24 protein-coding genes and 5 tRNA genes are annotated in these 26548 nt (G+C 70.4%); 12 read left to right on the forward strand and 17 right to left on the reverse strand.

Features of this window, described 5'->3' with window-relative positions:
• Nucleotides 1-144: 144 nt before the first annotated feature.
• From ACFVIU_RS00850 to leuC, 4 genes are all read right to left on the reverse strand, one after another.
• Nucleotides 145-801 carry an HU family DNA-binding protein gene (locus tag ACFVIU_RS00850; RefSeq protein ID WP_385839755.1) on the reverse strand — a complete coding sequence of 219 codons (657 nt, stop codon included), beginning with the start codon at nt 799-801 and terminating at the stop codon, nt 145-147.
• Nucleotides 802-937: 136 nt separating this feature from the next.
• Complete coding sequence (locus ACFVIU_RS00855; RefSeq protein WP_385839756.1) at nt 938-1168, reverse strand: hypothetical protein; 231 nt, start codon at nt 1166-1168, stop codon at nt 938-940.
• A gap of 262 nt (nt 1169-1430) precedes the next feature.
• Nucleotides 1431-2024 carry a 3-isopropylmalate dehydratase small subunit gene (leuD, locus tag ACFVIU_RS00860; protein WP_385839757.1) on the reverse strand — a complete coding sequence of 198 codons (594 nt, stop codon included), beginning with the start codon at nt 2022-2024 and terminating at the stop codon, nt 1431-1433.
• A gap of 6 nt (nt 2025-2030) precedes the next feature.
• The gene (leuC, locus tag ACFVIU_RS00865; protein ID WP_385839758.1) at nt 2031-3461 is read right to left on the reverse strand and encodes a 3-isopropylmalate dehydratase large subunit; all 1431 of its coding nucleotides are present in this window, start codon (nt 3459-3461) and stop codon (nt 2031-2033) included.
• Between the two features lie 206 nt (nt 3462-3667).
• On the opposite strand from leuC, the gene ndgR reads away from it, so the two are divergent.
• A complete protein-coding gene (ndgR, locus tag ACFVIU_RS00870; RefSeq protein ID WP_067301246.1) occupies nt 3668-4384 on the forward strand; it encodes an IclR family transcriptional regulator NdgR in 717 nt (238 codons plus the stop codon).
• Nucleotides 4385-4460: 76 nt separating this feature from the next.
• On the opposite strand, the gene ACFVIU_RS00875 is transcribed toward ndgR, so the two are convergent.
• Nucleotides 4461-4964: a DUF4188 domain-containing protein gene (locus ACFVIU_RS00875; protein WP_385839759.1), complete on the reverse strand. Its 504-nt coding sequence runs from the start codon at nt 4962-4964 to the stop codon at nt 4461-4463.
• An 80-nt stretch (nt 4965-5044) separates the two neighbouring features.
• Between ACFVIU_RS00875 and ACFVIU_RS00880 the strand changes: the two genes are divergently transcribed.
• A complete protein-coding gene (locus ACFVIU_RS00880) occupies nt 5045-5689 on the forward strand; it encodes a MerR family transcriptional regulator (RefSeq protein ID WP_385839760.1) in 645 nt (214 codons plus the stop codon).
• Between the two features lie 52 nt (nt 5690-5741).
• Here the strand turns inward: ACFVIU_RS00880 and ACFVIU_RS00885 are convergent.
• The 6 genes from ACFVIU_RS00885 to ACFVIU_RS00910 form a co-directional block, all read right to left on the reverse strand.
• Nucleotides 5742-5814, reverse strand: a tRNA-Glu gene (locus ACFVIU_RS00885).
• A gap of 28 nt (nt 5815-5842) precedes the next feature.
• A tRNA-Gln gene (locus ACFVIU_RS00890) sits at nt 5843-5914 on the reverse strand.
• 21 nt (nt 5915-5935) lie between these two features.
• Nucleotides 5936-6008: transfer RNA gene (locus ACFVIU_RS00895), tRNA-Glu, on the reverse strand.
• Between the two features lie 30 nt (nt 6009-6038).
• Nucleotides 6039-6111: transfer RNA gene (locus ACFVIU_RS00900), tRNA-Glu, on the reverse strand.
• A gap of 21 nt (nt 6112-6132) precedes the next feature.
• Nucleotides 6133-6204, reverse strand: a tRNA-Gln gene (locus ACFVIU_RS00905).
• Nucleotides 6205-6297: 93 nt separating this feature from the next.
• A complete protein-coding gene (locus tag ACFVIU_RS00910; RefSeq protein WP_385839761.1) occupies nt 6298-7029 on the reverse strand; it encodes an HAD family hydrolase in 732 nt (243 codons plus the stop codon).
• Nucleotides 7030-7070: 41 nt separating this feature from the next.
• Between ACFVIU_RS00910 and ACFVIU_RS00915 the strand changes: the two genes are divergently transcribed.
• A complete protein-coding gene (locus ACFVIU_RS00915; RefSeq protein WP_385839762.1) occupies nt 7071-7355 on the forward strand; it encodes a type II toxin-antitoxin system RelE/ParE family toxin in 285 nt (94 codons plus the stop codon).
• A gap of 60 nt (nt 7356-7415) precedes the next feature.
• Here ACFVIU_RS00915 and gltX read toward each other — a convergent pair whose 3' ends face one another.
• From gltX to ACFVIU_RS00930, 3 genes are all read right to left on the reverse strand, one after another.
• The gene (gene gltX / locus ACFVIU_RS00920) at nt 7416-8900 is read right to left on the reverse strand and encodes a glutamate--tRNA ligase (protein ID WP_385839763.1); all 1485 of its coding nucleotides are present in this window, start codon (nt 8898-8900) and stop codon (nt 7416-7418) included.
• A complete protein-coding gene (locus ACFVIU_RS00925; RefSeq protein ID WP_385839764.1) occupies nt 8893-9678 on the reverse strand; it encodes a fumarylacetoacetate hydrolase family protein in 786 nt (261 codons plus the stop codon). The genes gltX and ACFVIU_RS00925 overlap by 8 nt, the downstream gene beginning before the upstream one ends.
• Nucleotides 9679-10005: 327 nt before the next feature.
• Nucleotides 10006-10200: a hypothetical protein gene (locus tag ACFVIU_RS00930; protein ID WP_385839765.1), complete on the reverse strand. Its 195-nt coding sequence runs from the start codon at nt 10198-10200 to the stop codon at nt 10006-10008.
• Nucleotides 10201-10784: 584 nt separating this feature from the next.
• On the opposite strand from ACFVIU_RS00930, the gene ACFVIU_RS00935 reads away from it, so the two are divergent.
• From ACFVIU_RS00935 to ACFVIU_RS00970, 8 genes are all read left to right on the forward strand, one after another.
• Nucleotides 10785-14585, forward strand: coding sequence for a nitrate- and nitrite sensing domain-containing protein (locus ACFVIU_RS00935; RefSeq protein WP_385839766.1), 3801 nt, complete (start codon nt 10785-10787; stop codon nt 14583-14585).
• Between the two features lie 9 nt (nt 14586-14594).
• Nucleotides 14595-15008: a roadblock/LC7 domain-containing protein gene (locus tag ACFVIU_RS00940; RefSeq protein ID WP_385839767.1), complete on the forward strand. Its 414-nt coding sequence runs from the start codon at nt 14595-14597 to the stop codon at nt 15006-15008.
• Nucleotides 15009-15119: 111 nt separating this feature from the next.
• Nucleotides 15120-15518, forward strand: a complete 399-nt coding sequence (locus ACFVIU_RS00945; protein ID WP_009190816.1) for a DUF742 domain-containing protein — start codon at nt 15120-15122, stop codon at nt 15516-15518.
• Nucleotides 15499-16074: an ATP/GTP-binding protein gene (locus tag ACFVIU_RS00950; protein WP_385839768.1), complete on the forward strand. Its 576-nt coding sequence runs from the start codon at nt 15499-15501 to the stop codon at nt 16072-16074. The genes ACFVIU_RS00945 and ACFVIU_RS00950 overlap by 20 nt, the downstream gene beginning before the upstream one ends.
• 530 nt (nt 16075-16604) lie before the next feature.
• On the forward strand, nt 16605-19706 hold the full coding sequence (locus ACFVIU_RS00955) for a nitrate- and nitrite sensing domain-containing protein (protein WP_385840302.1): 3102 nt from the start codon (nt 16605-16607) through the stop codon (nt 19704-19706).
• Nucleotides 19707-19716: 10 nt separating this feature from the next.
• A complete protein-coding gene (locus tag ACFVIU_RS00960) occupies nt 19717-20130 on the forward strand; it encodes a roadblock/LC7 domain-containing protein (RefSeq protein WP_004983065.1) in 414 nt (137 codons plus the stop codon).
• A gap of 97 nt (nt 20131-20227) precedes the next feature.
• On the forward strand, nt 20228-20797 hold the full coding sequence (locus ACFVIU_RS00965; protein ID WP_385839769.1) for a DUF742 domain-containing protein: 570 nt from the start codon (nt 20228-20230) through the stop codon (nt 20795-20797).
• Nucleotides 20778-21359, forward strand: a complete 582-nt coding sequence (locus tag ACFVIU_RS00970; protein ID WP_055515381.1) for an ATP/GTP-binding protein — start codon at nt 20778-20780, stop codon at nt 21357-21359. The genes ACFVIU_RS00965 and ACFVIU_RS00970 overlap by 20 nt, the downstream gene beginning before the upstream one ends.
• Before the next feature lie 77 nt (nt 21360-21436).
• Here the strand turns inward: ACFVIU_RS00970 and ACFVIU_RS00975 are convergent, their stop codons facing one another.
• The 3 genes from ACFVIU_RS00975 to ACFVIU_RS00985 form a co-directional block, all read right to left on the reverse strand.
• Nucleotides 21437-21625, reverse strand: a complete 189-nt coding sequence (locus ACFVIU_RS00975) for an acyl-CoA carboxylase epsilon subunit (RefSeq protein WP_385839770.1) — start codon at nt 21623-21625, stop codon at nt 21437-21439.
• Nucleotides 21626-21682: 57 nt separating this feature from the next.
• Nucleotides 21683-23278 (reverse strand): acyl-CoA carboxylase subunit beta, encoded by a 1596-nt coding sequence (locus ACFVIU_RS00980; protein WP_385839771.1) that lies wholly within the window; start codon nt 23276-23278, stop codon nt 21683-21685.
• A 154-nt stretch (nt 23279-23432) separates the two neighbouring features.
• Nucleotides 23433-25754, reverse strand: a complete 2322-nt coding sequence (locus ACFVIU_RS00985; protein ID WP_385839772.1) for a polysaccharide lyase 8 family protein — start codon at nt 25752-25754, stop codon at nt 23433-23435.
• Nucleotides 25755-25905: 151 nt separating this feature from the next.
• On the opposite strand from ACFVIU_RS00985, the gene ACFVIU_RS00990 reads away from it, so the two are divergent.
• The gene (locus tag ACFVIU_RS00990) at nt 25906-26526 is read left to right on the forward strand and encodes a YceI family protein (protein ID WP_385839773.1); all 621 of its coding nucleotides are present in this window, start codon (nt 25906-25908) and stop codon (nt 26524-26526) included.
• The last annotated feature ends 22 nt before the right edge of the window (nt 26527-26548 follow it).

A 26548-nucleotide genomic window follows, 5' to 3' on the forward strand; every position in this document is an offset into this window, starting at 1 on the left:
CGGGGGCTCGCCCCCGCTCTCCCCCGCGCCACCCCCCACCCCGCGTCTGCGCCCGCCGGCCACCCAGCCGCCGGGCGGGGCCCGCGGCGGCGGGGCGCCCCCCCCCCCCGGCGCGTGAGTGCCCTGGCGGTCTACCGTGTGACCTTACGACGTGGCCTTGCGGGCGGTCGTCTTCTTCGCGGTCGTCTTGCGCGCCGTCGACTTCTTGGCCGGCGCCTTCTTCGCGGTGACCTTCTTCGCGGGCGCCTTCTTCGCCGTGGTCTTCTTGGCGGTGGCCTTCGTCGCGGTGGTCTTCGCGGCGGCCGTGGTCGCCTTCTTCGCGGGCGCCTTCTTCGCCGTGGTCTTCTTCGCGGCGGCCGTCGTCGTCTTCTTCGCCGGGGTCGCCTTCTTGGCCGTGGTGGTCTTCTTCGCGGCCGCCTTGGCCGTCTTCTTCGCGGCGGCCTTCTTCACCGTCGCCGCGGCACCGCCGGTCAGGCTGCCCTTGGGGGCCTTCTTGACCGAGACCTCGCCACCGCGCGGCAGCTTCTTCGAGCCGCTGACCAGGTCCTTGAAGCCCTGACCGGCGCGGAAGCGCGGCACGGAGGTCTTCTTGACCCGAACCCGCTCGCCCGTCTGAGGGTTGCGGGCGTAGCGAGCGGGACGGTCCACCTTCTCGAAGGAGCCGAAGCCGGTGACCGAGACCCGCTCGCCCGCGACGACCGCGCGGACGATGGCGTCCAGGACATGATCGACAGCGTCGGCGGCCTGCTGGCGGCCACCCACCTTGTCGGCAATCGCTTCTACGAGCTGCGCCTTGTTCACGTCTTCCCCTTCGGAGACCTCGCCAGAACGAAAGTGTTCAAGCTTTTTCGCACGTTAGGCAGATATATACCGCAAATCAAACACGAAACGGGCTTATCACCCTTGTGCCGCAACGGACTCGGTCGCCCCGGGCTGTTCAGCGGTCCTCTTCGGGGATCCGACCCTCGTCGAGGTCCGCGGTGAACTGCTCGAGCCGCCTTGCCGCACCGGCGAGATCGTGCTTGGCCGCGGCCGTAATGACCAGCAGCTTCCGGGTCAGCGCCATCCGTACGCCCTCCGGGACTTGCAGTGCGCGCACCCGTGAGTGCGCTTCCTTGAGCTGGTTCGCGACCGCCGTATAGAGCTGGAGTTGGCCGTCGTGTTCCATGCACAGATTGTGCCATCTGGGGCGAGTTGTCGCCCGCCCAGGGGGCAACTGCCGCCTCAAATGGCCTTCCAGGCACTTGCGCAGACCGCGCGCACAGCACTCACGTACCCGCGCAACTCCCTTCCTAACGTGGGACGTTGTGGGACTCGTCAGAAGATCGCAGGTCCGTTCGGGTGCAGACATGGCTGTACCCCCAATCGTGGCGATCGGGGGTACAGAGGGGGTGTTGGGGTGGCCGGATCCCGACCACCCGTGCGCGGGATCAGCCCTGGAGCGTCCGCGGCTTGTAGGAGGGCCGCCGGGTCTCGTACGCGGCGATGTCGTCCTCGTTCCGGAGGGTGATGGAGATGTCGTCCAGGCCGTTCAGCAGCCGCCAGCGGGAGTTCTCGTCCAGCTCGAAGGAGGCGGTGATGCCCGCGGCCCGCACCTCACGCGCCTCAAGGTCCACAGTGACCTCAGCCGTGGGGTCCTGCTCGGTCAGCTCCCACAGCGCGTCCACGATCTTCTGGTCCAGGACGACCGTGAGCAGGCCGTTCTTCAGCGAGTTGCCGCGGAAGATGTCGGCGAAACGGGAGGAGATCACGGCCTTGAAGCCGTAGTTCTGGAGCGCCCACACGGCGTGCTCGCGGGAGGAACCGGTGCCGAAGTCGGGGCCGGCGACCAGCACGGTCGCACCCTGCCGCTCGGACCGGTTGAGCACGAACTCCGGGTCCTTGCGCCAGGCCTCGAACAGCCCGTCCTCGAAGCCGTCCCGGGTGACCTTCTTGAGCCAGTGAGCAGGGATGATCTGGTCGGTGTCGACGTTGCTGCGGCGCAGCGGGACGGCCCGGCCGGTGTGCGTGGTGAATGCTTCCATGACTGATCAGACTCCAGCGGGCGTACGGGTCTCGGCGTCGGACAGGTCGGCGGGCGAGGCCAGGTGGCCCAGGACCGCCGTGGCGGCCGCGACCTGCGGCGACACCAGGTGGGTACGGCCGCCCTTGCCCTGCCGGCCCTCGAAGTTGCGGTTGGAGGTGGAGGCGGAGCGCTCACCCGGGGCCAGCTGGTCGGGGTTCATGCCGAGACACATCGAGCAGCCCGCATGCCGCCATTCGGCGCCGGCCTCCTTGAAGACCACGTCCAGACCCTCGGAGACGGCCTGGAGACCCACCCGCGCGGAGCCCGGGACGACCAGCATCCGTACACCGTCGGCGACTTTGCGGCCGCGCAGCAGCTCCGCCGCGGCGCGCAGGTCCTCGATCCGGCCGTTGGTGCAGGAACCTACGAAGACGGTGTCCACCTTGATGGAGCGCAGCGGCTGGCCGGCCTCCAACCCCATGTACTCCAGGGCCTTTTCGGCGGCGAGGCGCTCCGAAGCGTCTTCGTACGAAGCCGGGTCGGGGACGGACGCCGAAAGCGGCGCACCCTGGCCGGGGTTGGTGCCCCAGGTGACGAACGGGGACAGCGCGGCGGCATCGATGACCACCTCGGCGTCGAAGACCGCGTCCTCGTCCGTGCGCAGGGTCTTCCAGTACTCCACCGCGGCGTCCCAGTCGGCGCCCTCGGGGGCGTGCGGGCGGCCCTTGAGGTAGGCGAAGGTGGTCTCGTCGGGGGCGATCATGCCCGCGCGGGCACCGGCCTCGATCGACATGTTGCAGATGGTCATCCGGGCCTCCATCGAGAGCTTCTCGATGGCGGAGCCGCGGTACTCCAGGATGTAGCCCTGGCCGCCGCCCGTGCCGATCTTCGCGATGATCGCCAGGATCAGGTCCTTGGCGGTGACGCCCTCGGGCAGCTCGCCGTCGACGGTGATCGCCATGGTCTTCGGGCGGGCCATCGGCAGCGTCTGGGTGGCCAGCACATGCTCGACCTGCGAGGTGCCGATGCCGAACGCCAGCGCGCCGAAGGCACCGTGCGTGGAGGTGTGGGAGTCACCGCAGACCACCGTGGTGCCCGGCTGGGTCAGGCCCAGCTGCGGGCCGACGACGTGGACGACGCCCTGCTCGACGTCGCCGAGCGGGTGCAGCCGCACCCCGAACTCGGCGCAGTTCTTGCGCAGCGTCTCCAGCTGGGCGCGGGAGACCGGGTCGGCGATGGGCTTGTCGATGTCGAGGGTCGGGGTGTTGTGGTCCTCGGTCGCGATGGTGAGGTCGAGGCGGCGGACCTGCCGGCCGTTCTTGCGCAGCCCGTCGAAGGCCTGGGGGCTGGTCACCTCGTGCAGCAGGTGCAGATCGATGTAGAGGAGGTCGGGCTCGCCCTCGGCGCGCCGGACGACGTGGTCGTCCCAGACCTTCTCCGCGAGTGTCCTACCCATCGCTTTCCCTCCGGCCGGCACGCGTCCACCGGCCCAACTAGATCGTGAGGAGACGGCGACTGCCCGTGTGCGGGCCCCATGAAGTCGTGATTCCGGGCGTCCACCGCCAGGCCCGTTGGTCTGCGGGCCGCTGTGTGATTCCAGGGTGGCGCGTTCCACGGAAAATTGAACTTGCGTTTCACAGAGTGAGACGTGAGTATCGTTGCATGGACAACAGTAGCGGCGTCGGCGTTCTGGACAAGGCGGCCCTCGTCCTGAGCGCTCTGGAGTCCGGTCCGGCCACCCTCGCGGGTCTGGTCGGGGCCACCGGACTGGCACGACCCACGGCTCACCGCCTGGCCGTGGCTTTGGAACACCACCGCATGGTGGCACGCGACATGCAGGGCCGGTTCATCCTCGGACCGCGCCTGTCCGAGCTGGCCGCGGCCGCGGGCGAGGACCGCCTGCTGGCGACGGCCGGCCCGGTGCTCACCCACCTCCGCGACGTCACCGGCGAGAGTGCACAGCTGTACCGGCGCCAGGGTGACATGCGCATCTGCGTGGCCGCCGCGGAGCGGCTGTCCGGTCTGCGGGACACGGTCCCGGTCGGCTCGACGCTCACGATGAAGGCGGGCTCCTCCGCGCAGATCCTGCTGGCCTGGGAGGAGCCCGAGCGCCTGCACCGGGGCCTTCAGGGCGCCCGCTTCACGGCGACGGCCCTGTCGGGCGTACGGCGGCGCGGCTGGGCCCAGTCCATCGGCGAGCGCGAGCCGGGCGTGGCGTCCGTCTCGGCGCCCGTGCGCGGCCCCTCCAACCGTGTCGTGGCCGCGGTGTCGGTCTCCGGCCCGATCGAGCGCCTCACCCGCCACCCGGGCCGTATGCACGCCCAGGCGGTCATCGACGCGGCCGGCCGCCTCTCGGAGGCCCTGCGCCGCTCCGGCTGACGCACGAAAGTCCCGCCCCGCGGGAGAGGCCGCCCCAACGCCGCGGCAGCCTCTCCCCCGGCGCGGGGCCGCACCCTCAGGGGCGTGCGGCCTGCTCGGCGCCCGACCGGTAGGCGAGCCGGTCCTTGGCGTACCGCCCCCGCGCGGCGAGCGGCACCTGCCCGTGCGCGGCGGCGAGCCCGAAGGCCGGCATGTCCGCGTAGATCGCCTCGTACGACCCCTCCGGCACGACGTAGGTCTCGTGCCAGATCCCGACCTGCCCCCGCAGCTTCCCCTTGCGCTCCTTGCGGTTGAGCGTCGCCCACGCCCTGTGGTGGAAGGCGTCCGGCGCGGTGGCGTAGGCGTACAGCTTCTCCTTGGACTCCCAGTACTGCACCACGTAGTAGGTCCGCGGGGACGCGGTGAGCAGGACCCGGGTGAGCAGCCCCCGCGCCGGGTCCTTCTCCAGCTCGCGCAGCATGCGGAGCATGCCGAAGAACACGGGGAGCCACAGGTGTACGGCCCAGAAGCGGTTGATGCGCATGCCGATGAGCAGGACGACGATCTCGCCCTTCGCATCGGCGGTCGTACGGGACACCATGATTTCCCCCTCATAGGTGAGCGGCGCTATCCAAGAGCGCGTGTTTGGATAGTGCCGTTATCCAAGAAGGAGCGCAAGAGATGCGACTCGCCGAACTGAGCAGGCGCAGCGGTGTGTCCACCGCGACGATCAAGTACTACCTGCGCGAAGGCCTGTTGCCGCCCGGCCGCCAGATCAACACGACGACGGCGGAGTACGGCGACGAGCATCTGCGCCGGCTGCGGCTGGTGCGCGCGATGATCCAGGTCGGCAAGGTCCCGGTGGCCACGGTCCGGGAGGTGCTGGGGCACGTCGACGACTACGCCCTGGGCCGCACGGTCCGGCTGGGCGCGGCCCTGTGGGCGCTTCCGCAGGTGCCGGAGCCGGACGAGGACGACGTGTTCGTCCAGGCGGCGCACCGGGAGGCGGACGAGTTGCTGGACCGGCTGGGCTGGTCGAACGCGAAACTGCTGACGACGATCTCCCCCTCGTACCGCTCCCTGGTGGTGGCGGTGGCCGCGTTCCGCCGGCTCGGTTACGACTGGGGGAGCGAACTGCTGGTGGCGTACGCCAAGTTGATGCACGAGATGGCCAGGCTCGACCTGGACTTCGTGGAGACGCAGCCGTCGGAGGCGGAGAAGGTGGAGACGGCGGTGCTCGGTTCGGTGCTGACCGAGCCGATGCTCCAGGCGCTGCGCCGGCTGGCCCAGGAGGAGGAGTCGGCGCGCAGGTACGGCTTCGAGTGAGCCCCGGACACGGCGAAGGCCCCCCACCGAAGTGGAGGGCCTTGCCTGTGTGTACCCCCGACCGGATTCGAACCGGCGCTACCGCCTTGAGAGGGCGGCGTGCTAGGCCGCTACACAACGGGGGCGTGGACTCTGCGTTTCCGCAGGTCCGAGCTGGTCTACCTGGACTCGAACCAAGACTAACTGAACCAGAATCAGTCGTGCTGCCAATTACACCATAGACCAATGATGGTTTAGACCAGTCAGTACCCCCGACCGGATTCGAACCGGCGCTACCGCCTTGAGAGGGCGGCGTGCTAGGCCGCTACACAACGGGGGCCCTAGCGATCCCGATCTGGATCAGGATCAGTACCCCCGACCGGATTCGAACCGGCGCTACTGCCTTGAGAGGGCAGCGTGCTAGGCCGCTACACAACGGGGGCTTTGCAGATGAGCTCTGCGAGCTGGCCTACCTGGACTCGAACCAAGACTAACTGAACCAGAATCAGTCGTGCTGCCAATTACACCATAGGCCACTGGAACTCAAGCCCCTGTACCGGGGATCTCGTTCTAGCTTGCTCCTCGGGGTTCCGGCCTTTCGGCCCGTTCCCCTCGGCGCAGGAAGAACATTACCCGAAGGTGGACGGGGCTCCAAAACGGGTATGCGCGCGGACCAGCGCGGGCAGTTCGGCGAGGGTCGCGATCCGGTGCGCGGGGGACCCTCCGGGGCCCTCGGCGTACACCGTTCCGCGGTCGATCCAGACGGACAGCAGACCGGCCTCGGCGGCGCCCCGGCCGTCGATCTCCGGGTGGTCGCCGACGTACGCCACCTCGTGCGGGGGCAGGCCCAGCGCCTCGCAGGCGGCCAGGAAGGCGCCGGGGTCCGGCTTGGAGACGCCCAGCTCGGCGGCGCACAGCACGGCCTCGAAACGGTCGAGCAGGCCGAGCGTGCGCAGCTTGTGCTCCTGGACGGTGAGGCTGGAGTTCGACAGCACCGCGTGCCGGTAGTCGGCGGCGAGGGCGTCCAGGGCGGGCAGGACGTCCGGGAAGAGGCTCCAGGCGGCCTCGTAGTGCCCGATGTACCGCTGGAACCAGGCGTCGGCCTCGGCGTCCGTCATCTCGGCGCCCAGGAAGATCCGTACGCGGTCGCGCCGCTGGCCCTCGAAGGTGGCCTCCCCGGCGGAGAACCGCGCCCACTGCGCGTCGGTGATCTCCCGCCACCGGGCGAGGGCCTGTTCGGGGCTGTCGTAGCCCGCGAGCAGCCCTTCCACCACGAGGTGCGCCCGCATGCCCTCGCGGTCCGCGGTCGTGTAGTCGAACAGGGTGTCGTCCACGTCCCAGACCACGGCTCTGATCGTCATGACACCGACGGTACCGCCGGACGGCTGGCACACTGAGCGCCATGAGCGAGTACCGCGTCCAGTTCACCGTCGAGGCCCGTGCGACGTACGACGCCCTGCCCGCGGAGCGCCGGGCGCAGTTGGACAGGGCCGTGCGGATCCTGGCCCGTGACCCGTTCCGGAAGACCTCGACCGCGCCGCTCGGACCGGACGACAACCTGCGCAAGGCCTATGTCGCCCCCGGTGTGGTGCTGGAGTACATGGTGGCCGGCGCGATCATGGTCGTCGTCGTGCTGGAGATCTTCGACGAGAGCGCCTATCTGATCGACGAAGTCGACGCCCCGTGACCAACGCAACAGGGGCGGCACCCGGAACACTCCGGATGCCGCCCCTGACGCGTGTGCCGGCTAGGCGGTCAGCTTCGCGAGGGCCGCGTCGATGCGGGCCAGGGTCTTCTCCTTGCCCAGGATCTCCAGGGACTCGAAGAGCGGCAGGCCGACGGTGCGGCCGGTGACGGCGACGCGGACCGGGGCCTGGGCCTTGCCGAGCTTGAGGCCGTGGGCCTCGCCGGCGGCCAGGACGGCCTCCTTCAGGGACTCGGCGGAGGTCCAGTCGGCCGACTCCAGCTTCTCGCGGGCGGTGCGGAGCAGGGCGTCGCTGCCCTCCTTCATCGCCTTCGTCCAGGACGCCTCGTCGGAGACCGGCTCGGGGAGGAAGAGGAAGTCGACGTTGTCGGTGATCTCCGACAGGACCTTCACGCGGGTCTGGGCGTGCGGGGCGATCGCCTGCCACTTCGACTCGTCGAAGTCCTCCGGGGCCCAGGGGGCGAACGGCGCCTTCAGCCACGGGCGGCAGCGCTCGGTGAACTCCTTCACATCCAGCATGCGGATGTGGTCGGCGTTGATCGCCTCGCACTTCTTCAGGTCGAAGCGCGCCGGGTTGGGGTTCACGTCGGAGATGTCGAACGCGGCGACCATCTCGTCGATCGTGAAGATGTCCTGGTCGGCGGAGAGCGACCAGCCCAGGAGCGAGAGGTAGTTGAGCAGGCCCTCGGGCAGGAAGCCCTGCTCGCGGTAGAGGTTCAGGGACGCCTGCGGGTCGCGCTTGGAGAGCTTCTTGTTGCCCTCGCCCATCACGTACGGCAGGTGGCCGAAGACCGGGATCTGCTGGGCGATACCCAGCTCGATCAGCGCCTTGTAGAGGGCGATCTGCCGCGGGGTGGAGGACAGCAGGTCCTCGCCGCGCAGCACGTGGGTGATCTCCATCAGGGCGTCGTCGACCGGGTTCACCAGCGTGTACAGCGGGGCGCCGTTCGCGCGGACGATGCCGTAGTCGGGCACGTTCTCCGGCGTGAAGGTCAGCTCGCCGCGGACCAGGTCGGTGAAGGTGATCGGCTCGTCCGGGATGCGGAAGCGGACGATCGGGGTGCGGCCCTGGGACTGGTACTCCTCGACCTGCTCGGCGCTCAGCTCGCGGCAGTGGCCGTCGTAGCCCGAGGGCTTGCCGGCGGCGCGGGCGGCCTCGCGGCGGGTGTCCAGCTCCTCCTGGGAGCAGTAGCAGCGGTAGGCGTACCCGCCGTCCAGGAGCTTCTGCGCGACGTCCCGGTAGAGGTCCATGCGCTGCGACTGGCGGTACGGCGCGTGCGGGCCGCCGACCTCGGGGCCCTCGTCCCAGTCGAAGCCGAGCCAGCGCATCGAGTCGAGCAGCTGCCGGTAGGACTCCTCCGAGTCGCGGGCCGCGTCGGTGTCCTCGATGCGGAACACCAGGGTGCCCTGGTGGTGCCGGGCGAACGCCCAGTTGAACAGGGCGGTGCGGACCAGGCCCACATGGGGGTTACCGGTGGGCGAGGGGCAGAAACGGACGCGTACGGGGGAGCCGGGTGCGCTAGCCACGCTTGACAACCTTGTTGGTGAGAGTGCCGATGCCTTCGATGGTGACGGCGACCTCGTCGCCGACGTTCAGGGGTCCGACCCCTGCCGGGGTGCCGGTGAGGATGACGTCGCCGGGGAGCAGTGTCATGGCCTCGGAGATGTTGACGACCAGGTCCTCGATGGGGTGGATCATCTCGCTGGTGCGGCCGAGCTGGCGCTGCTGGCCGTTGACCGTGAGCTGGATGGTGAGGTCGTTGGCGCGGTCGAGGTCCAGGCCGGTCTCGACCCAGGGGCCGAGCGGGCAGGAGGTGTCGAAGCCCTTGGCCCGGGCCCACTGCTTCTCGCGCCGCTGCACGTCCCGGGCGGTGACGTCGATGGCGCAGGTGTAGCCGAGGATGACGTCCTTGACGCGCTCGCGCGGCACCTCGCGGCACATCCGCCCGATGACCACGGCCAGCTCGGCCTCGTGGTGCAGTTCCTCGGAGAAGGAGGGGTACCGGATCTCGTCGCCGGGGCCGATCACCGAGGTGGACGGCTTGAAGAAGGCGAAGGGGACGGGGGGCACCTCGTTGCCCAGCTCGTGCGCGTGCTCGCGGTAGTTGCGGCCGAACGCGACGACCTTGTTGGGGAGCACCGGCGGCAGCAGCCTGACCTTGCTGATCGGCACCTTCGTACCGGACAGCTCGAAGTCCGCGAACGGAATGCCCTTGATGATGTCGAGGACGAGTTCGTCCTCCTTGTCGCCCTCGACCGCGCCGAAGGCTACGTTCCCGTCGATGGAGAACCTGGCGATGCGCACGGGATCCTTGCGCCCCTCACTGAGAACCGGCGTACTGACGCCCCAGGTTAACCGGTCGGGCGGCCCGGTGTTCGGCCGGTACTGCGGCCGGTCCGGTGTTTTCCGGATGTGGAATCCGGCCGGACGGAATTCACCCGGGGGTGCGTCTTCGCAGGTCAGGCGGGTGGGCGGGGTTGCCGGGAAGGAATAGGGGCCGGGCTTTTCCGGCGGTGGCCGAGGGCCCCGCGGGATAACGCGCTCAGGCGAATGGGTTCCGCCGGAAAAACACGGGCGCGGCCGGAAGGATCATGCGAGGATCCCTCCGGCCGCGCCCGTCGGTGCCGTCGGCTACTCTCCGGCCGGGGCCCCCACGCCCACCGGCATCTCCATCAGAACGGTGCGCCGGGGGTTGGCCGTCTGGGTCGGCAGGTCGACGGAGTGCTCCGGCAGCTCGGCCGTCTGCAACTCGCCGGCGTCCTTGATGTGGGCCAGCGTCGTGCGTCGCGGGTTGGCGATCTTGTGGAACAGCGTCGTCGTCTTCACCGTTGTACGAGTCCTCGTCCTGTGTCGGCGGGTCTGGAGCCTGCGGGCTTACAGATGCGTCCCCCATGTAAAGCGTCAGGCTAAACATCCGATTCCCCGCCGAAGACGCCAACCGACCCGGATGGACGTGTGAGTTTGCTCACGAACTCACGGGCAAACCGGTCAATTCCGGCCGACAATCCGCCCCGACGAAACGGACATTGGGCAGCTGAACCCATCATTCCGCTCCTGATCATGGCGACTGGGACACCGGGCACCGGGCGGCGACTCACCCCCCTATGCCCGTTCTGCCCAGGAACGGCTTCGACGGCCGGTAGTCCGTCACTCACACGCCGTCACGGAGGTCACAGCTCGGGACACGGCCCTTGTTGGAGATCCGGCACTGTGCTGGAATTCCACGGACCGCCGCGGGATCGAGCCGGCGCGCAGGGGGCGCAACACAGCGCCGAGTGGCGGCGAGAGGGGGAACCAGCGCCGGTCACTCAAGACCACCCGGGGGGCGTAATTCAGGGCGCTCTCCAAACGCCGACACCGTGTCCCTCCGTTCACGCGGAGGGGTGCCTGGTCCAGAGGTTGCGACGCTAGTGCAGGGACGTTTCAAGAGGGATGGCAGCGCCTCGGCGGAGCCGGAGCCGCACGACGGGACTGGCCCCATGAAGGGCAGCTCCTCGCCCCAGCACGCCCAGAACCCGGGCCCGGCCCCGTCCGGAGACGGCGGTGAGCGCGGCGGCCGTCCGGGCGCCTCGTCCTCCAAGGCCGCGCCGGGATCCACGAACTCCGGTGCCCCCACACCGACCGCGAAGTCCCCCCAGGGCCCGACCGGGCCCGGCTCGCGCATGGCGCTGCGCAACTGGCGCATCTCCACGCGTCTGGTGTCGCTGCTCGCGCTGCCCGTGGTCGCGGCGACCTCGCTCGGTGCGCTGCGCATCGACCAGAACATCACCGACATCCAGCAGCTCGACAACATGAAGCTGCTGACGGACATGACCAAGCAGGCCACGGAACTGGCCGCCGCGCTCCAGGAGGAGCGCGACCAGTCCGCCGGTCCCCTGGCGCACGGCCTGAAGGCCACCGACTACACGGTCAAGGGCTACCAGGAGAAGACCGACCGGGCCCGCGAGAACTTCCTCAACTCCTCCGAGCAGATCGACGCGGCGAGCAAGGACGGCCAGCTCCAGGGCGTCCGAGACGCCCTCGTCGGCCTCGCCAACCAGCTGGACGACCTGGCGAAGATCCGCCGGTCCGCGTACACGTCCAAGGGCAACTCGACCCAGACGATCGAGTCGTACCACCGGCTGATCACCCAGCTGATCGGTCTGTCCCAGGACATGGCCGAGGCGTCCAGCAACCCGGAGATGATCTCCCGCACCCGTGCGCTCGCGGCCTTCTCCACCGCCAAGGAGTACGCCTCCGTCCAGCGCGCCACGATCGCCGCCGCACTGCCCGCGTCCAACGCCACCAAGGGCAAGCTCTCCGAGAACGACCGCCTCTACGGCGAGTCGGCCTACGCGAGCGAGAACTCCGAGCTGGCGATCTTCCGCAAGATCTACGCCTCCGAGAACGCCGAGGAACTCCTCAAGCCGATCGACGAGGGCAACCCGACGATCCAGTCGGCGGACACCTACGCCAAGCGCTCCTTCGAGTCCTCCGACGGACTCCAGCAGCTGCCGGCGCGGTCCTACCGGGACTGGGTGGACGACAGCTCCACCAAGATCGAGCAGATGAAGAAGATCGAGCACACGCTGCTCGAGGACATGGAGCAGAAGGCCCGCGAGCTGAAGAGCGCCACCCAGCGTGACGCCATCATCTCCGGTGTGCTGATCCTGCTCGTGCTCGGCGTCTCGCTGGTCGGCGCGTTCGTCGTGGCCCGGTCCATGATCCGCTCGCTGCGCCGGCTCCAGGAGACCGCCACCAAGGTCGCCCAGGAACGCCTGCCCGAGCTGGTCAAGCAGCTGTCGGAGTCCGACCCGCAGGACGTCGACACCTCGGTGGAGTCCGTCGGTGTGCACTCCCGGGACGAGATCGGCCAGGTGGCCGCGGCCTTCGACGACGTGCACCGCGAGGCGGTCCGCCTCGCCGCCGAGCAGGCCCTGCTGCGGGGCAACGTCAACGCGATGTTCACCAACCTCTCGCGCCGCTCCCAGGGTCTGATCCAGCGCCAGCTGTCCCTCATCTCCGAGCTGGAGTCCCGCGAGGCCGACCCGGACCAGCTGTCCTCGCTGTTCAAGCTGGACCACCTCGCCACCCGTATGCGCCGTAACGGCGAGAACCTCCTCGTCCTCGCGGGTGAGGAGCCCGGCCGCCGCTGGACCCGCCCGGTCCCGCTGGTCGACGTGCTCCGCGCCGCCGCGTCCGAGGTGGAGCAGTACGAGCGCATCGAGCTGGCCTCCGTACCGACCACCGAAGTGGCCGGCCGGGTCGTCAACGACCTCGTGCACCTCCTCGCCGAGCTGCTCGAGAACGCCACCTCCTTCTCCTCGCCGCAGACCAAGGTCAAGGTCACCGGTCACGCGCTGCCCGACGGCCGCGTGCTGATCGAGATCCACGACACCGGTATCGGCCTCTCCCCCGAGGACCTCGCGGCGATCAACGAGCGGCTCGCCTCGCCGCCCACCGTGGACGTCTCGGTCTCCCGCCGCATGGGTCTGTTCGTGGTCGGCCGACTGTCCCAGCGCCACGGCATCCGCATCCAGCTCCGCCCGTCCGACTCCGGTGGTACGACCGCGCTGGTCATGCTGCCCGTGGATGTCGCCCAGGGCGGCAAGAAGCCCGTTCCGGGCAAGCCCGGCGCGCCGCTCGGCACCGGTGGTCCCGCCGCCGCGCAGGCCGCCGCCGGTGCGGCCGCGGCCCGTCGGCAGACCGGCCAGGGCAACGGCAACGGCGGCGCCCTCGGCGGTGCCCCGGCCGGTGGCGGTCTGCTCGGCGGCTCCGGTCCGCGCGGCCAGGTCGGCGCCGGTCAGGGTCCCCGGGCCGCGCTGCCCGGCACCGGTCAGGGCGGCCGTCCCGGCGCTCGCGGTCCGCAGGCGCCCGGGGGTCCCCAGCAGAACCGTCAGGCCCCGGCCGGCTTCGGCGGCCAGGCGCCCGCCGCCCCGCAGGGTCTTCAGGCGGCCGGCCCGAACGGCCCGCAGGACGCCTTCGGCGGCCGTGGCCCGCAGCGGCCCGCCGACCAGGGCCGCCAGCCCCAGCTGCCGCCGCGCGGCGGACCGCGGGCCGAGCTGCCCGGCGCCGGCGCGCCCGCGCGCACCCCGTCGTGGAGCGAGGACCCGACCCCGCAGTCCCGGGCCTCGCTGGACACCCCGCGCGGCCACGACGAGCAGGACTCGGCGCACACCGCGCGGATGCCGCGGGTGGACGACCGGCAGGGCCCGGGCTCGACCTCGGAGATACCGCGGATCGACGCCCAGAACCCGGCGGCCACGGGCCAGTTCCCGCGCGCCGAGCTGCCCGGCGCCGGCCAGTACAACGGCGCGGAGAACACCGGGCTGTACCAGGGCACCGAGACGACGGGCCAGTTCGAGGCCCCGCAGCGGCCCGAGCAGTACAACGGCGCCCAGGGCACCGGCCAGTTCGCCCGTCCCGAGGCCCCGCAGCAGCCCGGCGGGTACGACAACCAGGGTGACCGGCAGGACACCGGTTCGTTCGTCCGCTCGGACATCTTCGGCGCCCCGGCGACGCCCGCGCGGCAGGACGAGAACCCGCAGACCACCGGCGAGTTCCAGGCCCCGCAGGGGTACGAGAACGGCTACGGCACCGGGTACGACGGCGGCTCCACCGGCCAGCACGCGCTGCCCGCCCGCCCCGAGCCCACGCACACCGGCCAGTTCGAGCGCCCGCGCCCGGCCGCCCGGGACGAGTTCGGCGCCCCGCGCCATTCCGCTCCCCAGCAGCCGCAGCGCCCGGTGCACCGTGAGCCGGAGGCGCTGCCGCCGGCCAGCGGCCCGTCGGACGGCCGTACCCCGCTGTACGACACGCTGGAGACCAACTGGTTCCACGGCGGTCCGCAGGCGGAGAACGCGCCGGCGCCGCAGCAGCAGCCCGCGCAGCAGCAGCCGCAGCAGCCCGCGGCGCCGCAGCGCTCCGCCGCCGACACCGGCTCCTGGCGCACCTCGCCGAACGACGACCTCGTCCGGCAGGCCGAGCGCGTCCGGCAGCCCGCCTCGGGTGGTATCACCACCTCCGGTCTGCCGCGCCGGGTGCCCCGGGCGAACCTCGTCCCGGGCACCGCGCAGCAGCAACAGCACCAAGCCGGTCCGCAGGTCTCGCGTGCGCCTGACGACGTACGCGGACGGCTGACCAATCTCCGTCGGGGTATCGCTCAGGGCCGTCAGGCCGGCAGCGGCCAGACCGGCAGCTTCCCGAGCCCCACTCACCAGCAGGAGCGTTAGTTGAGTCCGATGAGCCAGGCGGCACAGAACCTGAACTGGTTGATCACCAACTTCGTGGACAACACCCCCGGGGTGTCGCACACGGTGGTGGTCTCCGCCGACGGCCTTCTGCTGGCGATGTCCGAAGGCTTCCCGCGCGACCGCGCCGACCAGCTGGCGGCGGTCGCCTCCGGGCTGACCTCGCTGACGGCCGGGGCGTCCCGGATCTTCGAGGGCGGCAACGTGGCCCAGACGGTCGTGGAGATGGAACGCGGGTTCCTCTTCCTGATGTCCGTCTCGGACGGCTCGTCCCTGGCCGTGCTGGCGCACCCCGAGTGCGACATCGGCCTGGTCGGCTACGAGATGGCTCTCCTGGTCGACCGCGCGGGCACGGTCCTCACGCCGGACCTGCGCGCCGAACTGCAAGGAAGTCTGCTTCACTGACCGACCCGAGATCCACCCGCCTCACCAAATCACCGTCCGGCCGCCACAATCCCCCCACCGGCCCCGTCAGACGGTCAGTCCGACCGACTTGCTGTCCCGCCCGGAGGATTCATGACCCCGCCCACCGCCCATCATGATCCGTACGCGGAGCCGTACGGGGACGAGGGCGACCAGCCGCTGGTACGTCCCTACGCGATGACCGGCGGCCGGACCCGGCCGCGCTACCAGCTCGCGATAGAGGCGCTGATCAGCACCACGGCCGACCCGGCAGCGCTCATGGGGCTCCTTCCGGAGCACCAGCGCATCTGCCATCTGTGCCGTGAGGTCAAGTCGGTGGCGGAGGTCTCCGCGTTGCTGGCCATGCCGCTCGGTGTGGCGCGGATCCTGGTCGCCGACCTCGCCGAGGCCGGCCTGGTCGCCATCCACCAGCCGGGTGGCGACGAGAACAACGGTGGCGCTCCGGACGTGACGCTGCTCGAAAGGGTGCTCAGTGGACTTCGCAAGCTCTGACGGGGGCCGGGCCACCACCTCCGCGAAGATCGTGGTGGCGGGCGGCTTCGGCGTGGGCAAGACCACGTTCGTGGGCGCCGTCTCGGAGATCAACCCGCTGCGCACAGAGGCCGTCATGACGTCCGCTTCGGCCGGCATCGACGACCTCACCCACACCGGGGACAAGACCACCACCACGGTGGCCATGGACTTCGGCCGCATCACCCTCGACCAGGACCTGATCCTCTACCTGTTCGGCACCCCCGGCCAGGACCGCTTCTGGTTCATGTGGGACGACCTGGTCCGCGGCGCCATCGGCGCAGTGGTGCTCGTGGACACCCGACGCCTCGCCGACTGCTTCCCCGCAGTCGACTACTTCGAGAACTCCGGCCTGCCCTTCGTCATCGCCCTCAACGGCTTCGACGGACAGCAGCCCTACACCCCCGACGAAGTACGCGAAGCCCTCCAGATCGGCCCCGACACCCCCATCATCACCACCGACGCCCGCCACCGCGCCGACGCCAAGAGCGCACTCATCACCCTCGTGGAACACGCCCTCATGGCACGCCTGCGGTAGCACTCGAGTTCGACACCGGTTGCGGCAGTTGCCGTGGACCGTTCGGAGCCGGCTGTGGCCTTAGACACGGCCGGCTCCGGTGTTCATAACAGTTCGGCAGAGGAATCACCGCACTTCACCACGCGACGCGGTCGTGCGGTGCCGCTGCGCTCACAACGGCCCCGTCTTTTGGCGGGGCTCGCTCTTTATGACCGTTTTATCTGGCGTTTACAACGGCTCCGTCACAAGCTTTCCACTGTTTGGAAGTGCACTGGTCCACGTGCTGGAATGCCTGAACTGCCCATTGGTCAAAGACGTACTCCGTAGTGGTCTGCGACGAACCGGGCTCTGAGAGACTGCGGCACGACGAAGGTGCCGACCGCCGAGAGGTTGTTGGTCGAGTGAGGCGAAGCAAGAAGGCTCCCGAGCCGTCGGCACGGGGCAACTTCACCCCGCCGCCGCGCGCTGCGGCGCCCACCCCTGTACCCGGTCAGGAGCCGTCCGCGACTCCGGCTCCGAGCGGCAGCCGTCTCTCGCCGCGCAACTGGCGGGTGCCGACCCGGCTGAACGCGATCCTGCTCATACCCGTGGCGGTCGGTCTCGTCATGGGTGGTTTCCAGGTGAAAACCTCGATCGACACCTGGCAGCAGGCCCGCGACGCCGAGAGCACCGCCCGTCTGGTGCGCGCCGCCCTCGGCTATGCGGACGCCCTCGAGAACGAGCGTGACGTCACCGCCGCCCCGCTGCTGCTGAAGAAGAAGGACAGCGCCAGCAAGGCGACCATCGACAACGCCCGCAAGGCCACGGACACGGCGGCCGACGCCTTCGACCAGGCCGCGCAGAACATGCCGCACAAGGCGGGCCTGGAGCGCCGGCTGAAGCTGTTCCGCGAGGCCGAGCCCAAGCTCGCCCAGCTGCGGCAGATCGCGTACACCTCCAGGGTCACCGGCGTACAGACCGAAGAGGGCTACGTCGAGGTCAGCCACCCGCTGATGGAGTTCGCCAACGAGCTGGGCCTGGGCACCGGCAACATCACCTCCTACGGCCGTACCGTCTACGCCATCTCACTGACCAAGGCGGCGCTGTCGCTGGAGCGGTCGATCGGCACCCACCTGCTGGTCAAGCCCGGTCCGGACGCCCCCAACCTGGCGACCCAGCGGGTCTCCCTGTCCTCGTACGCCTATCTGGAGCGCATCGCCCGCGAGGAGTACATCGGCGGTGGCACCGAGGCCGACGCGCAGAAGCTGACCGGCCTCGAGGACCAGATCAAGGCGGACGTCTCCGCGCAGGCCGCGAAGGCCAAGGCGAGCAACCCGCAGTTCGTGTCCGACCCGACGGCCATGGTCACGTTGCTCGCCACCATGCCGGACACCAGCGCGCTCACCCGTCAGGGGCTCGCTTCGAAGGGCGTCACCGCCGACAACTGGTTCGCGGTCAACACGCTGAAGTACAAGGCCTACCGCAAGATCGAGTCGGACATGGCCGACAAGGCGGTGAGCGAGGCCTCCGACATCGCCGACAACGCCAAGACCTCCGCGTTCATCACCGGTGGCGTGGTCGTGATCGCGCTGCTCGCCGCGTTCATCCTGGCCGGTCTGGTGGCCCGGCAGATCAGCCGCTCGATGCGCCGGCTGCGCAACGCCGCCTTCGGCATCGCCGAGCAGCGCCTGCCGATGCTGGTCGACCAGCTCTCCCGTACCGACCCGGGCCGCGTGGACACCCGCGTGGAGCCCATCCCGATCACCAGCCGCGACGAGATCGGCGAGGTCGCCCGCGCCTTCGACCAGGTCCACCGCGAGGCGGTCCGGCTCGCCGCCGAACAGGCGCTGCTGCGGGGCAACATCAACGCGATCTTCACCAACCTCTCGCGCCGCAACCAGTCGCTGATCGAGGGCCAGCTGACCCTGATCACCGACCTGGAGAACAACGAGGCCGACCCGGACCAGCTGGAGAACCTCTTCCGGCTGGACCACCTGGCGACCCGTATGCGCCGCAACGGCGAGAACCTGCTGGTCCTCGCCGGCGAGGAGCCCGGCCGCCGCTGGGACCAGCCGGTCCCGCTGGTCGACGTGCTGCGCGCCGCCTCCTCCGAGGTGGAGCAGTACGAGCGCATCGAGCTGTCCGGCGTGCCGGAGGCCGAGATCCACGGCCGCGCGGTCACCGACCTCGTGCACCTGCTGGCCGAGCTGCTGGAGAACGCCACCACGTTCTCCTCCCCGCAGACCAAGGTCCGGGTGACGGCGACCCGTCTGCCCGACGGCCGCGTCATGATCGAGATCCACGACAAGGGCATCGGTCTGACCGCCGAGGACTTCGCGGACATCAACCACAAGCTGGCCAACCCGCCGACCGTGGACGCCGCGATCTCCCAGCGCATGGGCCTGTTCGTGGTCGGCCGCCTGTCCGACCGGCACGGCATCCGGGTCCAGCTGCGCCCCTCGGGCGAGCAGGCCGGTACCACCTCGCTGGTCATGCTGCCGGACGCGATCACACACGGCGGTGGCGGCGAGGCCGCGCTGGAGCGCGACGAGTTCACCGTCTCGCAGATCATCCCGGAGCAGCAGTTCCAGGGCGAGAGCTTCAGCCAGCAGCAGCCCCTGCGCACCGCCGCCGAGCTGGGCTTCGACGACAGCCGGTACACCGAGGTCCCCGACGACATCCGGGAACTGGACCCGGTCGGCCGCTCGCTGATGCGCGAGGAGCGCCGTGCGGCCCTGGAGGCCCAGACGCACGGCCAGCCGGGCGAGGAGGCCGCGGAGGCCGCCGCCGGCTACGCCGACCCGCTCTTCGACAGCCGGCAGCAGCCCTCGTACCAGGAGCAGCAGCAGACCTCCTACGAGGAGCAGCAGCAGCCGTCGTACGAGGAGAGCTACGAGCAGCAGGGCTACGAGCAGCAGCCGTACGAGCAGCACTACGACGAGCAGGGGTACTACGCGCCGAACGGCGGCCTGCCGCAGAACAACGGCCTGCCGCAGAACGACGGTTTCCCGCAGGCCGGCGCGGCCGGCGGCTACCCGGACCCCGCGTACGCCGAGCCCGCACAGCAGCATGCCTACCAGGACGACTGGCCCCAGCAGGACGGCTACCAGAACGGCTATCCGGCCCAGTACGCTCCGGAGGCGGAGCCCGTGCAGGCCGCTGACGCAAGTGAGCGGAACCGCGTAGGCTTCGACCGTCCGGGAACGGCCTCTCCCGCCGCAGACGACGTGTCCGCACCCGACCTGACCGACGCCGGGCTGCCCCGCCGCGGTTCCGCGGCGAGCGGTGCCCAGGGCGCCGGTGGCGCGAACGGCGCGGCGCGCGTGCAGCAGGAAGCGCCGGCTCCCGCACCGGGCAACACGCCGGGCGGCAACGGCGACAGCGGCTGGCGTTCGGCGAACGACGAGCGGTGGCAGCAGGCCGCGCAGCTCCGGAAGCCCAAGGCAGGCGGGGTCACCGCCTCCGGCCTGCCGCGGCGCGTGCCCAAGGCCAACCTGGTCGAGGGCGCCGCCGAAACCACTCCCCAGGGAGGCCCACAGGTCTCCCGTGCCCCGGAGGACGTCCGGGGCAGGCTGAGCAACCTGCGTCGAGGCGTCCAGCGCGGACGCAGCGCAGGCAGTGAAACGAACGGCCAGGGCTTCGGTCCTGACAGCACCTACAACCAGGAGCGTTAGTGTGAGCCCGATGAGCCAGGCGGCACAGAACCTGAACTGGTTGATCACCAACTTCGTGGACAACACCCCGGGGGTGTCCCACACGGTGGTGGTCTCCGCCGACGGACTCCTTCTGGCGATGTCCGAAGGCTTCCCCCGCGACCGCGCCGACCAGCTCGCGGCCGTCGCCTCCGGTCTGACCTCGCTGACCGCCGGTGCCTCGCGCATCTTCGAGGGCGGCAGCGTGAACCAGACGGTTGTGGAGATGGAGCGGGGATTCCTCTTCATCATGTCCATCTCCGACGGGTCCTCCCTCGCGGTACTGGCCCACCCGGAAGCGGACATCGGCCTCATCGGGTACGAGATGGCACTTCTGGTGGACCGTGCGGGCACGGTCCTCACCCCGGATCTCCGTGCGGAGCTCCAGGGCAGCCTTCTCAACTAGCAAGCGGACGGTGCGAGTCCGCGTTCCGGGGCCGTAAGGTTTCGGGACGCGGCTCCACAGGGATGGGCGCCCGGCACAGTCGGAGGAGGAGAAGAAAGTGGCAACACCCCCAGGTGGTTCGTCTACGGGCAACTGGTCGTACGGCCCTGCCCAGGGCCGGCAGGACGGCTCGGCGAACCCGTACGGCTACCCCTCCTCCCCGGCCCACCGGCAGCCGTACGCCCCGCAGGGCCCCGGCCCTTCGCCGTACGACCAGCCTCCGGCGCCGCGCATCCAGCCGGTACAGCCGCAGCGCCGCCCCGAGCCGGCGCCCGCGACCGCGTCGAACAACCCCCTGGTGCGTCCGTACGCCATGACCGGCGGCCGGACCCGCCCGCGCTACCAGCTCGCCATCGAGGCACTGGTGCACACCACCGCCGCTCCGCATCAGATGCAGGGCCAGCTGCCCGAGCATCAGCGGATCTGCAACCTGTGCCGGGAGATCAAGTCGGTCGCCGAGATCTCGGCGCTCCTCACGATTCCCCTCGGCGTGGCCAGGATCCTCGTCGCCGACTTGGCGGAGGCGGGCCTGGTCGCCATCCATCAGCCCGGCGGCGACGAGAACGCCGGTGGCCAGCCAGACGTGACACTGCTCGAAAGGGTGCTCAGTGGACTTCGCAAGCTCTAGCGGCGGTCCTTCCCGCTCCACCACCTCCGCGAAGATCGTGGTGGCGGGCGGCTTCGGCGTGGGCAAGACCACGTTCGTCGGCGCTGTCTCGGAGATCAACCCGCTGCGCACAGAGGCCGTCATGACGTCCGCTTCGGCCGGCATCGACGACCTCACCCACACCGGGGACAAGACCACCACCACGGTGGCCATGGACTTCGGCCGCATCACCCTCGACCAGGACCTGATCCTCTACCTGTTCGGCACCCCCGGCCAGGACCGCTTCTGGTTCATGTGGGACGACCTGGTCCGCGGCGCCATCGGCGCAGTGGTGCTCGTGGACACCCGACGCCTCGCCGACTGCTTCCCCGCAGTCGACTACTTCGAGAACTCCGGCCTGCCCTTCGTCATCGCCCTCAACGGCTTCGACGGACAGCAGCCCTACACCCCCGACGAAGTACGCGAAGCCCTCCAGATCGGCCCCGACACCCCCATCATCACCACCGACGCCCGCCACCGCGCCGACGCCAAGAGCGCACTCATCACCCTCGTGGAACACGCCCTCATGGCACGCCTGCGGTAGCCGGATCCGCGGTAGACAGGCAGAGAAACTGAGCAGGGCCCCTCTCCGAGGAGAGGGGCCCTGTTCGTCGTGCGGGATCAGTGCCAGCTGTGCGGGGCGCGGAAGCCGGGCTCGCGCTCCAGGCGGCGCCAGCCGGCCCTGGCCCGGCCGCTGTGGCCCGGGGCGGCGGCCGGCCGGGCGGCCGCGCGGGCCAGCAGGACGGCCGTGAGAGCGGCGACTTCCTCGGGCTCGGCGTGGCCCTTCTCGACGCGGATGTCAGTGTTCATGGATGTCAGTCTCCGTGAGAGAGAGGTCCGCGGGGTTGCCGCGGCGGGTCCGCTCGGTTACTGCGGGGGGTTGCCGTGCTTGCGGGAGGGCAGATCGGCGTGCTTGGTGTGCAGCATCGCCAGGGAGCGGATGAGCACCTCACGCGTCTCGGCGGGGTCGATCACGTCGTCGACCAGGCCGCGCTCGGCCGCGTAGTAGGGGTGCATCAGCTCGGCCTTGTACTCCTTGACCATCTTCTGACGCATGGCCTCGGGGTCCTCCGCGTCCGCGATCTGCCGGCGGAAGATCACGTTGGCGGCACCCTCGGCGCCCATGACGGCGATCTCGTTCGTCGGCCAGGCGTAGGTCAGGTCGGCGCCGATCGACTGGGAGTCCATGACGATGTAGGCACCTCCGTACGCCTTGCGCAGGATCAGCGAGATCCTCGGCACGGTCGCGTTGCAGTAGGCGTACAGCAGCTTCGCGCCGTGACGGATGATTCCGCCGTGCTCCTGGTCGACACCCGGGAGGAACCCGGGTACGTCCAGGAAGGTGACGATCGGGATATTGAAAGCGTCACACATCTGGACAAAGCGCGCAGCTTTTTCACTCGCCTCGATGTCCAGTACGCCCGCCAGCACCTGGGGCTGGTTGGCGATGATGCCGACGACCTGGCCGTCCAGCCGGGCGAGGGCGCAGATGATGTTGCGGGCCCAGCGCTCGTGGACCTCCAGGTACTCGCCCTCGTCGACGATCTCCTCGATGACCTTGGCCATGTCGTACGGCCGGTTGCCGTCGGCCGGGACCAGGTCGAGCAGGATGTCGCTGCGGCGGTCGACGGGGTCCGCCGACTCCACCCGGGGCGGGTTCTCGCGGTTGTTCTGCGGGAGCAGCGAGAGGAGGTAGCGCACCTCGGCGATGCAGGTCTCCTCGTCGTCGTACGCGAAGTGGCAGACGCCGGAGGTCTCCGCGTGGACGTCCGCGCCGCCCAGGCCGTTCTGGGTGATCTCCTCGCCCGTCACCGCCTTGACCACGTCGGGGCCGGTGATGAACATCTGCGAGGTCTCGCGGACCATGAAGACGAAGTCGGTGAGGGCGGGGCTGTAGGCCGCACCGCCCGCGCACGGGCCGAGCATCACCGAGATCTGCGGGATCACACCCGAGGCCTTGGTGTTGCGCTGGAAGATGCCGCCGTATCCGGCGAGCGCCGAGACGCCCTCCTGGATCCGGGCACCGGCGCCGTCGTTCAGGGAGACCAGCGGGGCACCGGCCGCGATGGCCATGTCCATGATCTTGTGGATCTTGGTGGCGTGGGCCTCGCCCAGGGCGCCGCCGAAGATCCGGAAGTCGTGGGCGTAGACGAAGACCGTGCGGCCCTCGACCGTGCCCCAGCCGGTGATGACACCGTCGGTGTACGGCTTCTTCGCCTCCAGGCCGAAGCCGGTGGCCCGGTGCCGGCGCAGCTGCTCGACCTCCTGGAAGGAACCCGGGTCCAGAAGCAGCTCGATGCGCTCCCGGGCCGTCAGCTTGCCCTTGGCGTGCTGTGCCGCGGTCGCCTTCTCGCTGGGGCCCGCCACTGCCTGCGCACGGATCTCGTGCAGCTCGGCGACCCGTCCGCGCGCGTCCGTCGGCTCGCCGGTCGGCTCACCCGTCGTCTCTTCCAAAACGGTCATGTAGTGACCTTACGAAGGACACCAAGGAAAGCGAGCCGTCGACTCCGTACAGTCTCCGGCCCGTTTTCCTGGTACCAGTGAACAGAACCACGGCTGCGTGCAGCCGTTCCGACTGCTCAGAGGGCGCCTTCGTTGTGGGGAGGCGACAAAAGCGTCACCTGAGAGCCACCTCACATTCGAGGGAAGAACATGCCATCCCCGGGGTGACACGGAGCCTCAGACGGCCCTGTGCCGACAACACCTGGACGCCGGGACCGGCCCGGAGCACCGAGCCGACCGCGGGCTCGTCCCAGGTGATCTCCAGCGGCTGCCCGGTGCGGGGCGGTTCGCTGACCCGGAGGGCGGCCGTACGGCCCCGGCGGACCAGGAGCACGCTCGCCCCCGCGGTGGCGCTGAGGTCTCCTACCGTACCGCCCTGCCAGAAGGTGACGGCGGTCAGGCCCGCGCCGGGCACGGCGACGGCCTGGCGGCCGGTGTCGTTGGCGAGGACGCGCAGCCAGTGCCGGTCGGCGGCCCGGGCGGCGGTCTCGGCGCGGGAGCCCCCGGGCAGCAGGACGTACGTGTAGCCGGCGCCCGCCGGGTCGGTGCCGTGGTCGAGCCACAGGGTCTGCCAGCGCCGGGTGCGCCGCTCGGTGCTGCTGCCGGTGTTGATGTCGGACCAGGCGCCGGTGCGGTCCTCGCGCAGGGTGTGCAGGGTGCCGCCGCGGGGCAGCAGCCAGCCGCCGTGACCCGCCAGATGGGCCCAGTCCCGCCCCTGGACGAAGGCCGGGTCCGCGCCCTCGCCCAGGTTGCGGTTGTCCACGACCGTCTCGACCGGGACGCCGTCGGCGCAGGAGATCCCGGCGCCGAGGCAGATCACGCAGTCGTCGAGGAAGAACCAGGACTTGTGGGCCTCCAGGGTGGAGCCGAGGCCCTTGAGGTGCTGGCCGACGGCCGCGTACCGCCCGTCCGTGGCGCCGCCCACCCAGCGCACGTCCGGCTTGGGGGCGCCCCACTCCCCGCCCGCCCGGTCGGCGAGCCGCCGGGTGGACACCGTGGTGCCGGGCAGCCGGTACCAGTCGACGGTGGGCCAGTACCAGTCGGTGTACTGGTCGCCGCGGCCGGCCGGCCACCAGGAGAGCATGCCGGCGCCGGTGTGCCAGCCGCGCGGGTTCTCGCCGTTGCCGCACTCGTAGTGGGCGATGCGGTCGCTGGCCATGGCGAGCGCGGCGGTGAAGCGGGGCCCGCGGTGGACGGCCCGGTCCATGGCGGGGAAGAGCCGGTGGCCGAGGGGTTCGGGGGCGGGGCGTACGGGCGCCGCGGCGACGGCGTGCAGCCGGGCGAGGTCGGCGACCTGGAACTGAGGGGACGTCAGGACCGGTAGCACGGTGTCCCGTTCGATCCAGCCGCGCACCAGGCCGTGCCACCGTTGCCGTTCCTCCGGCGTCGCCGCGTCCGCGAGCAGGGCGACGGCGGCGATGAGGGCGTGTCCGTGGTAGTGGTCGCCGCGCATCAGGTCCGGGGGGTCGCCGCGCAGCCGACCGCGGCTGATGGCCCTGCCGTTGACGCAGTCCATCACCAGCCCGTCGTGCACGAGCGGGGCGTAGGCGTGCTCGACGCTGTCGAGGATGTGCTGCCGGGCGGGGTCGGTGACCTCCCAGGGGGAGCCGGCGAGCAGCGCGAAGAGCCGGCCGAGGCCGTCCAGCAGGACCTGGCCGTACGTCCCCGAGTAGGCCACCCAGGTGTGCTGCACGAAGGAGCCGTCGGCGTAGAGCCCGTCGCCGCGGGTGACAGGGGGGAAGACCGGTGAGAGGGCGTCCCGGGCGCGGGCGATCCGGTCGGCGGCGCGGCCGAGGACGCCGCGCAGGGCGACGGAACGGCACAGGTCGACGCGGTTGGCGCCGGTGGAGATGCCGGAGTAGTCGGCGAGCAGCGCGTCCGGGACGAAGTGGTCGACGGCCGCGCAGGCCGCCGCGATCCGCTCGGCGCCGAGGTGCTCGTACAGGGCGGCGGTGATGTCCATGAGGAGCCGCGGGCTGCCGATCCGCCACTCCCACCAGTTGCCGTAGGGGGTGGTGGCGGGGTGGTAGACGGTGGCGGAGAGGTGGTCGAGGCCGCGCAGTACGGCGGTGAGCAGGGCGGGGTCGCCGGTGGCGCCGGTGCCGGGCTGGACGTGGGCCTGGGCCATGGTCCACAGCCGGTCGTAGCTGAAGGTGATCCCGGCGGGCGGGTCGAAGGGGTGTCCCGGCCAGAGGGAGTCGGGGCCGGGCGCCATGGTGGCGCTGAACTCCTGGGCGTCCCGGCCCAGTTGGGCGAGGCGGGAGGCGTACGGCTCGGCGTCCGGGTCGTACCCGGTGCCGAGGGCGAGGTCGAGCCAGCGGCGGCGGAGGGTGTCGTAGGGGTCCTCTTCCGCAGCGCGGGCGGGGGCCGCGGGCAGGGTGGCGAGGGTCGTGGCGAGGAGGCCGGCGCGGAGGACGGTTCGGCGCGTTGAAGGCATGCCCTTGGCGTGTAGCAGAAAGAGACGCGGTATGACAGAGCGTGACCTCGGAGACACGGACCGGATGATGTTGAAAATTAAACTGAAGGAGGTTACGGTCGGAAGCAGCGAGGTTGTTGAACGCTAAACCTTCTATCCCGAGGAGCACGTCATGGGCATCTTCAGCCGCAAGAACACCACCGCCGAGACCACCCCCGCCGCCACCCCCGCCCCGGCCGCCGTGAGCCCGGACCTGGCCGCGCTGACCGGCGACTACACCATCGACCCGGCGCACAGCACGATCGGGTTCGTGGCGCGGCACGCCATGGTCACCAACGTCAAGGGCGGCTTCCAGGACTTCACCGGCACCCTGCACCTGGACGGCTCGGACCCCAGCCGCTCCACGGCCTCGCTCGATGTGCAGATGGCCAGCATCGACACCGGCAACGCCGACCGTGACGGCCACCTGAAGTCGGCGGACTTCTTCCGGATCGACGAGTTCCCGACCATGACCTTCCGCTCCACCAAGGCCGACGCCCTGGGTGGGGACGAGTACCGCATCACGGGCGACCTCTCCCTGCTCGGCGTCACCAAGCCGCTCACCATCGACCTGGAGTTCAACGGCGCCGCCAAGGACCCGTTCGGCAACGAGCGCGTCGGCTTCACCGGCACGGCGGCCATCCTGCGCTCCGAGTGGGGCGTGACCTGGAACGCGGCGCTGGAGACCGGTGGCGTCCTGGTCTCCGACAAGATCAAGCTGACCTTCGACATCTCGGCGATCCGGAACGCGTGACCCCGGGGGCGCAAGGCCGGAG

It is taken from the genome of Streptomyces sp. NPDC127190, assembly GCF_042672505.1.
Taxonomy (GTDB): Bacteria; Actinomycetota; Actinomycetes; order Streptomycetales; family Streptomycetaceae; genus Streptomyces.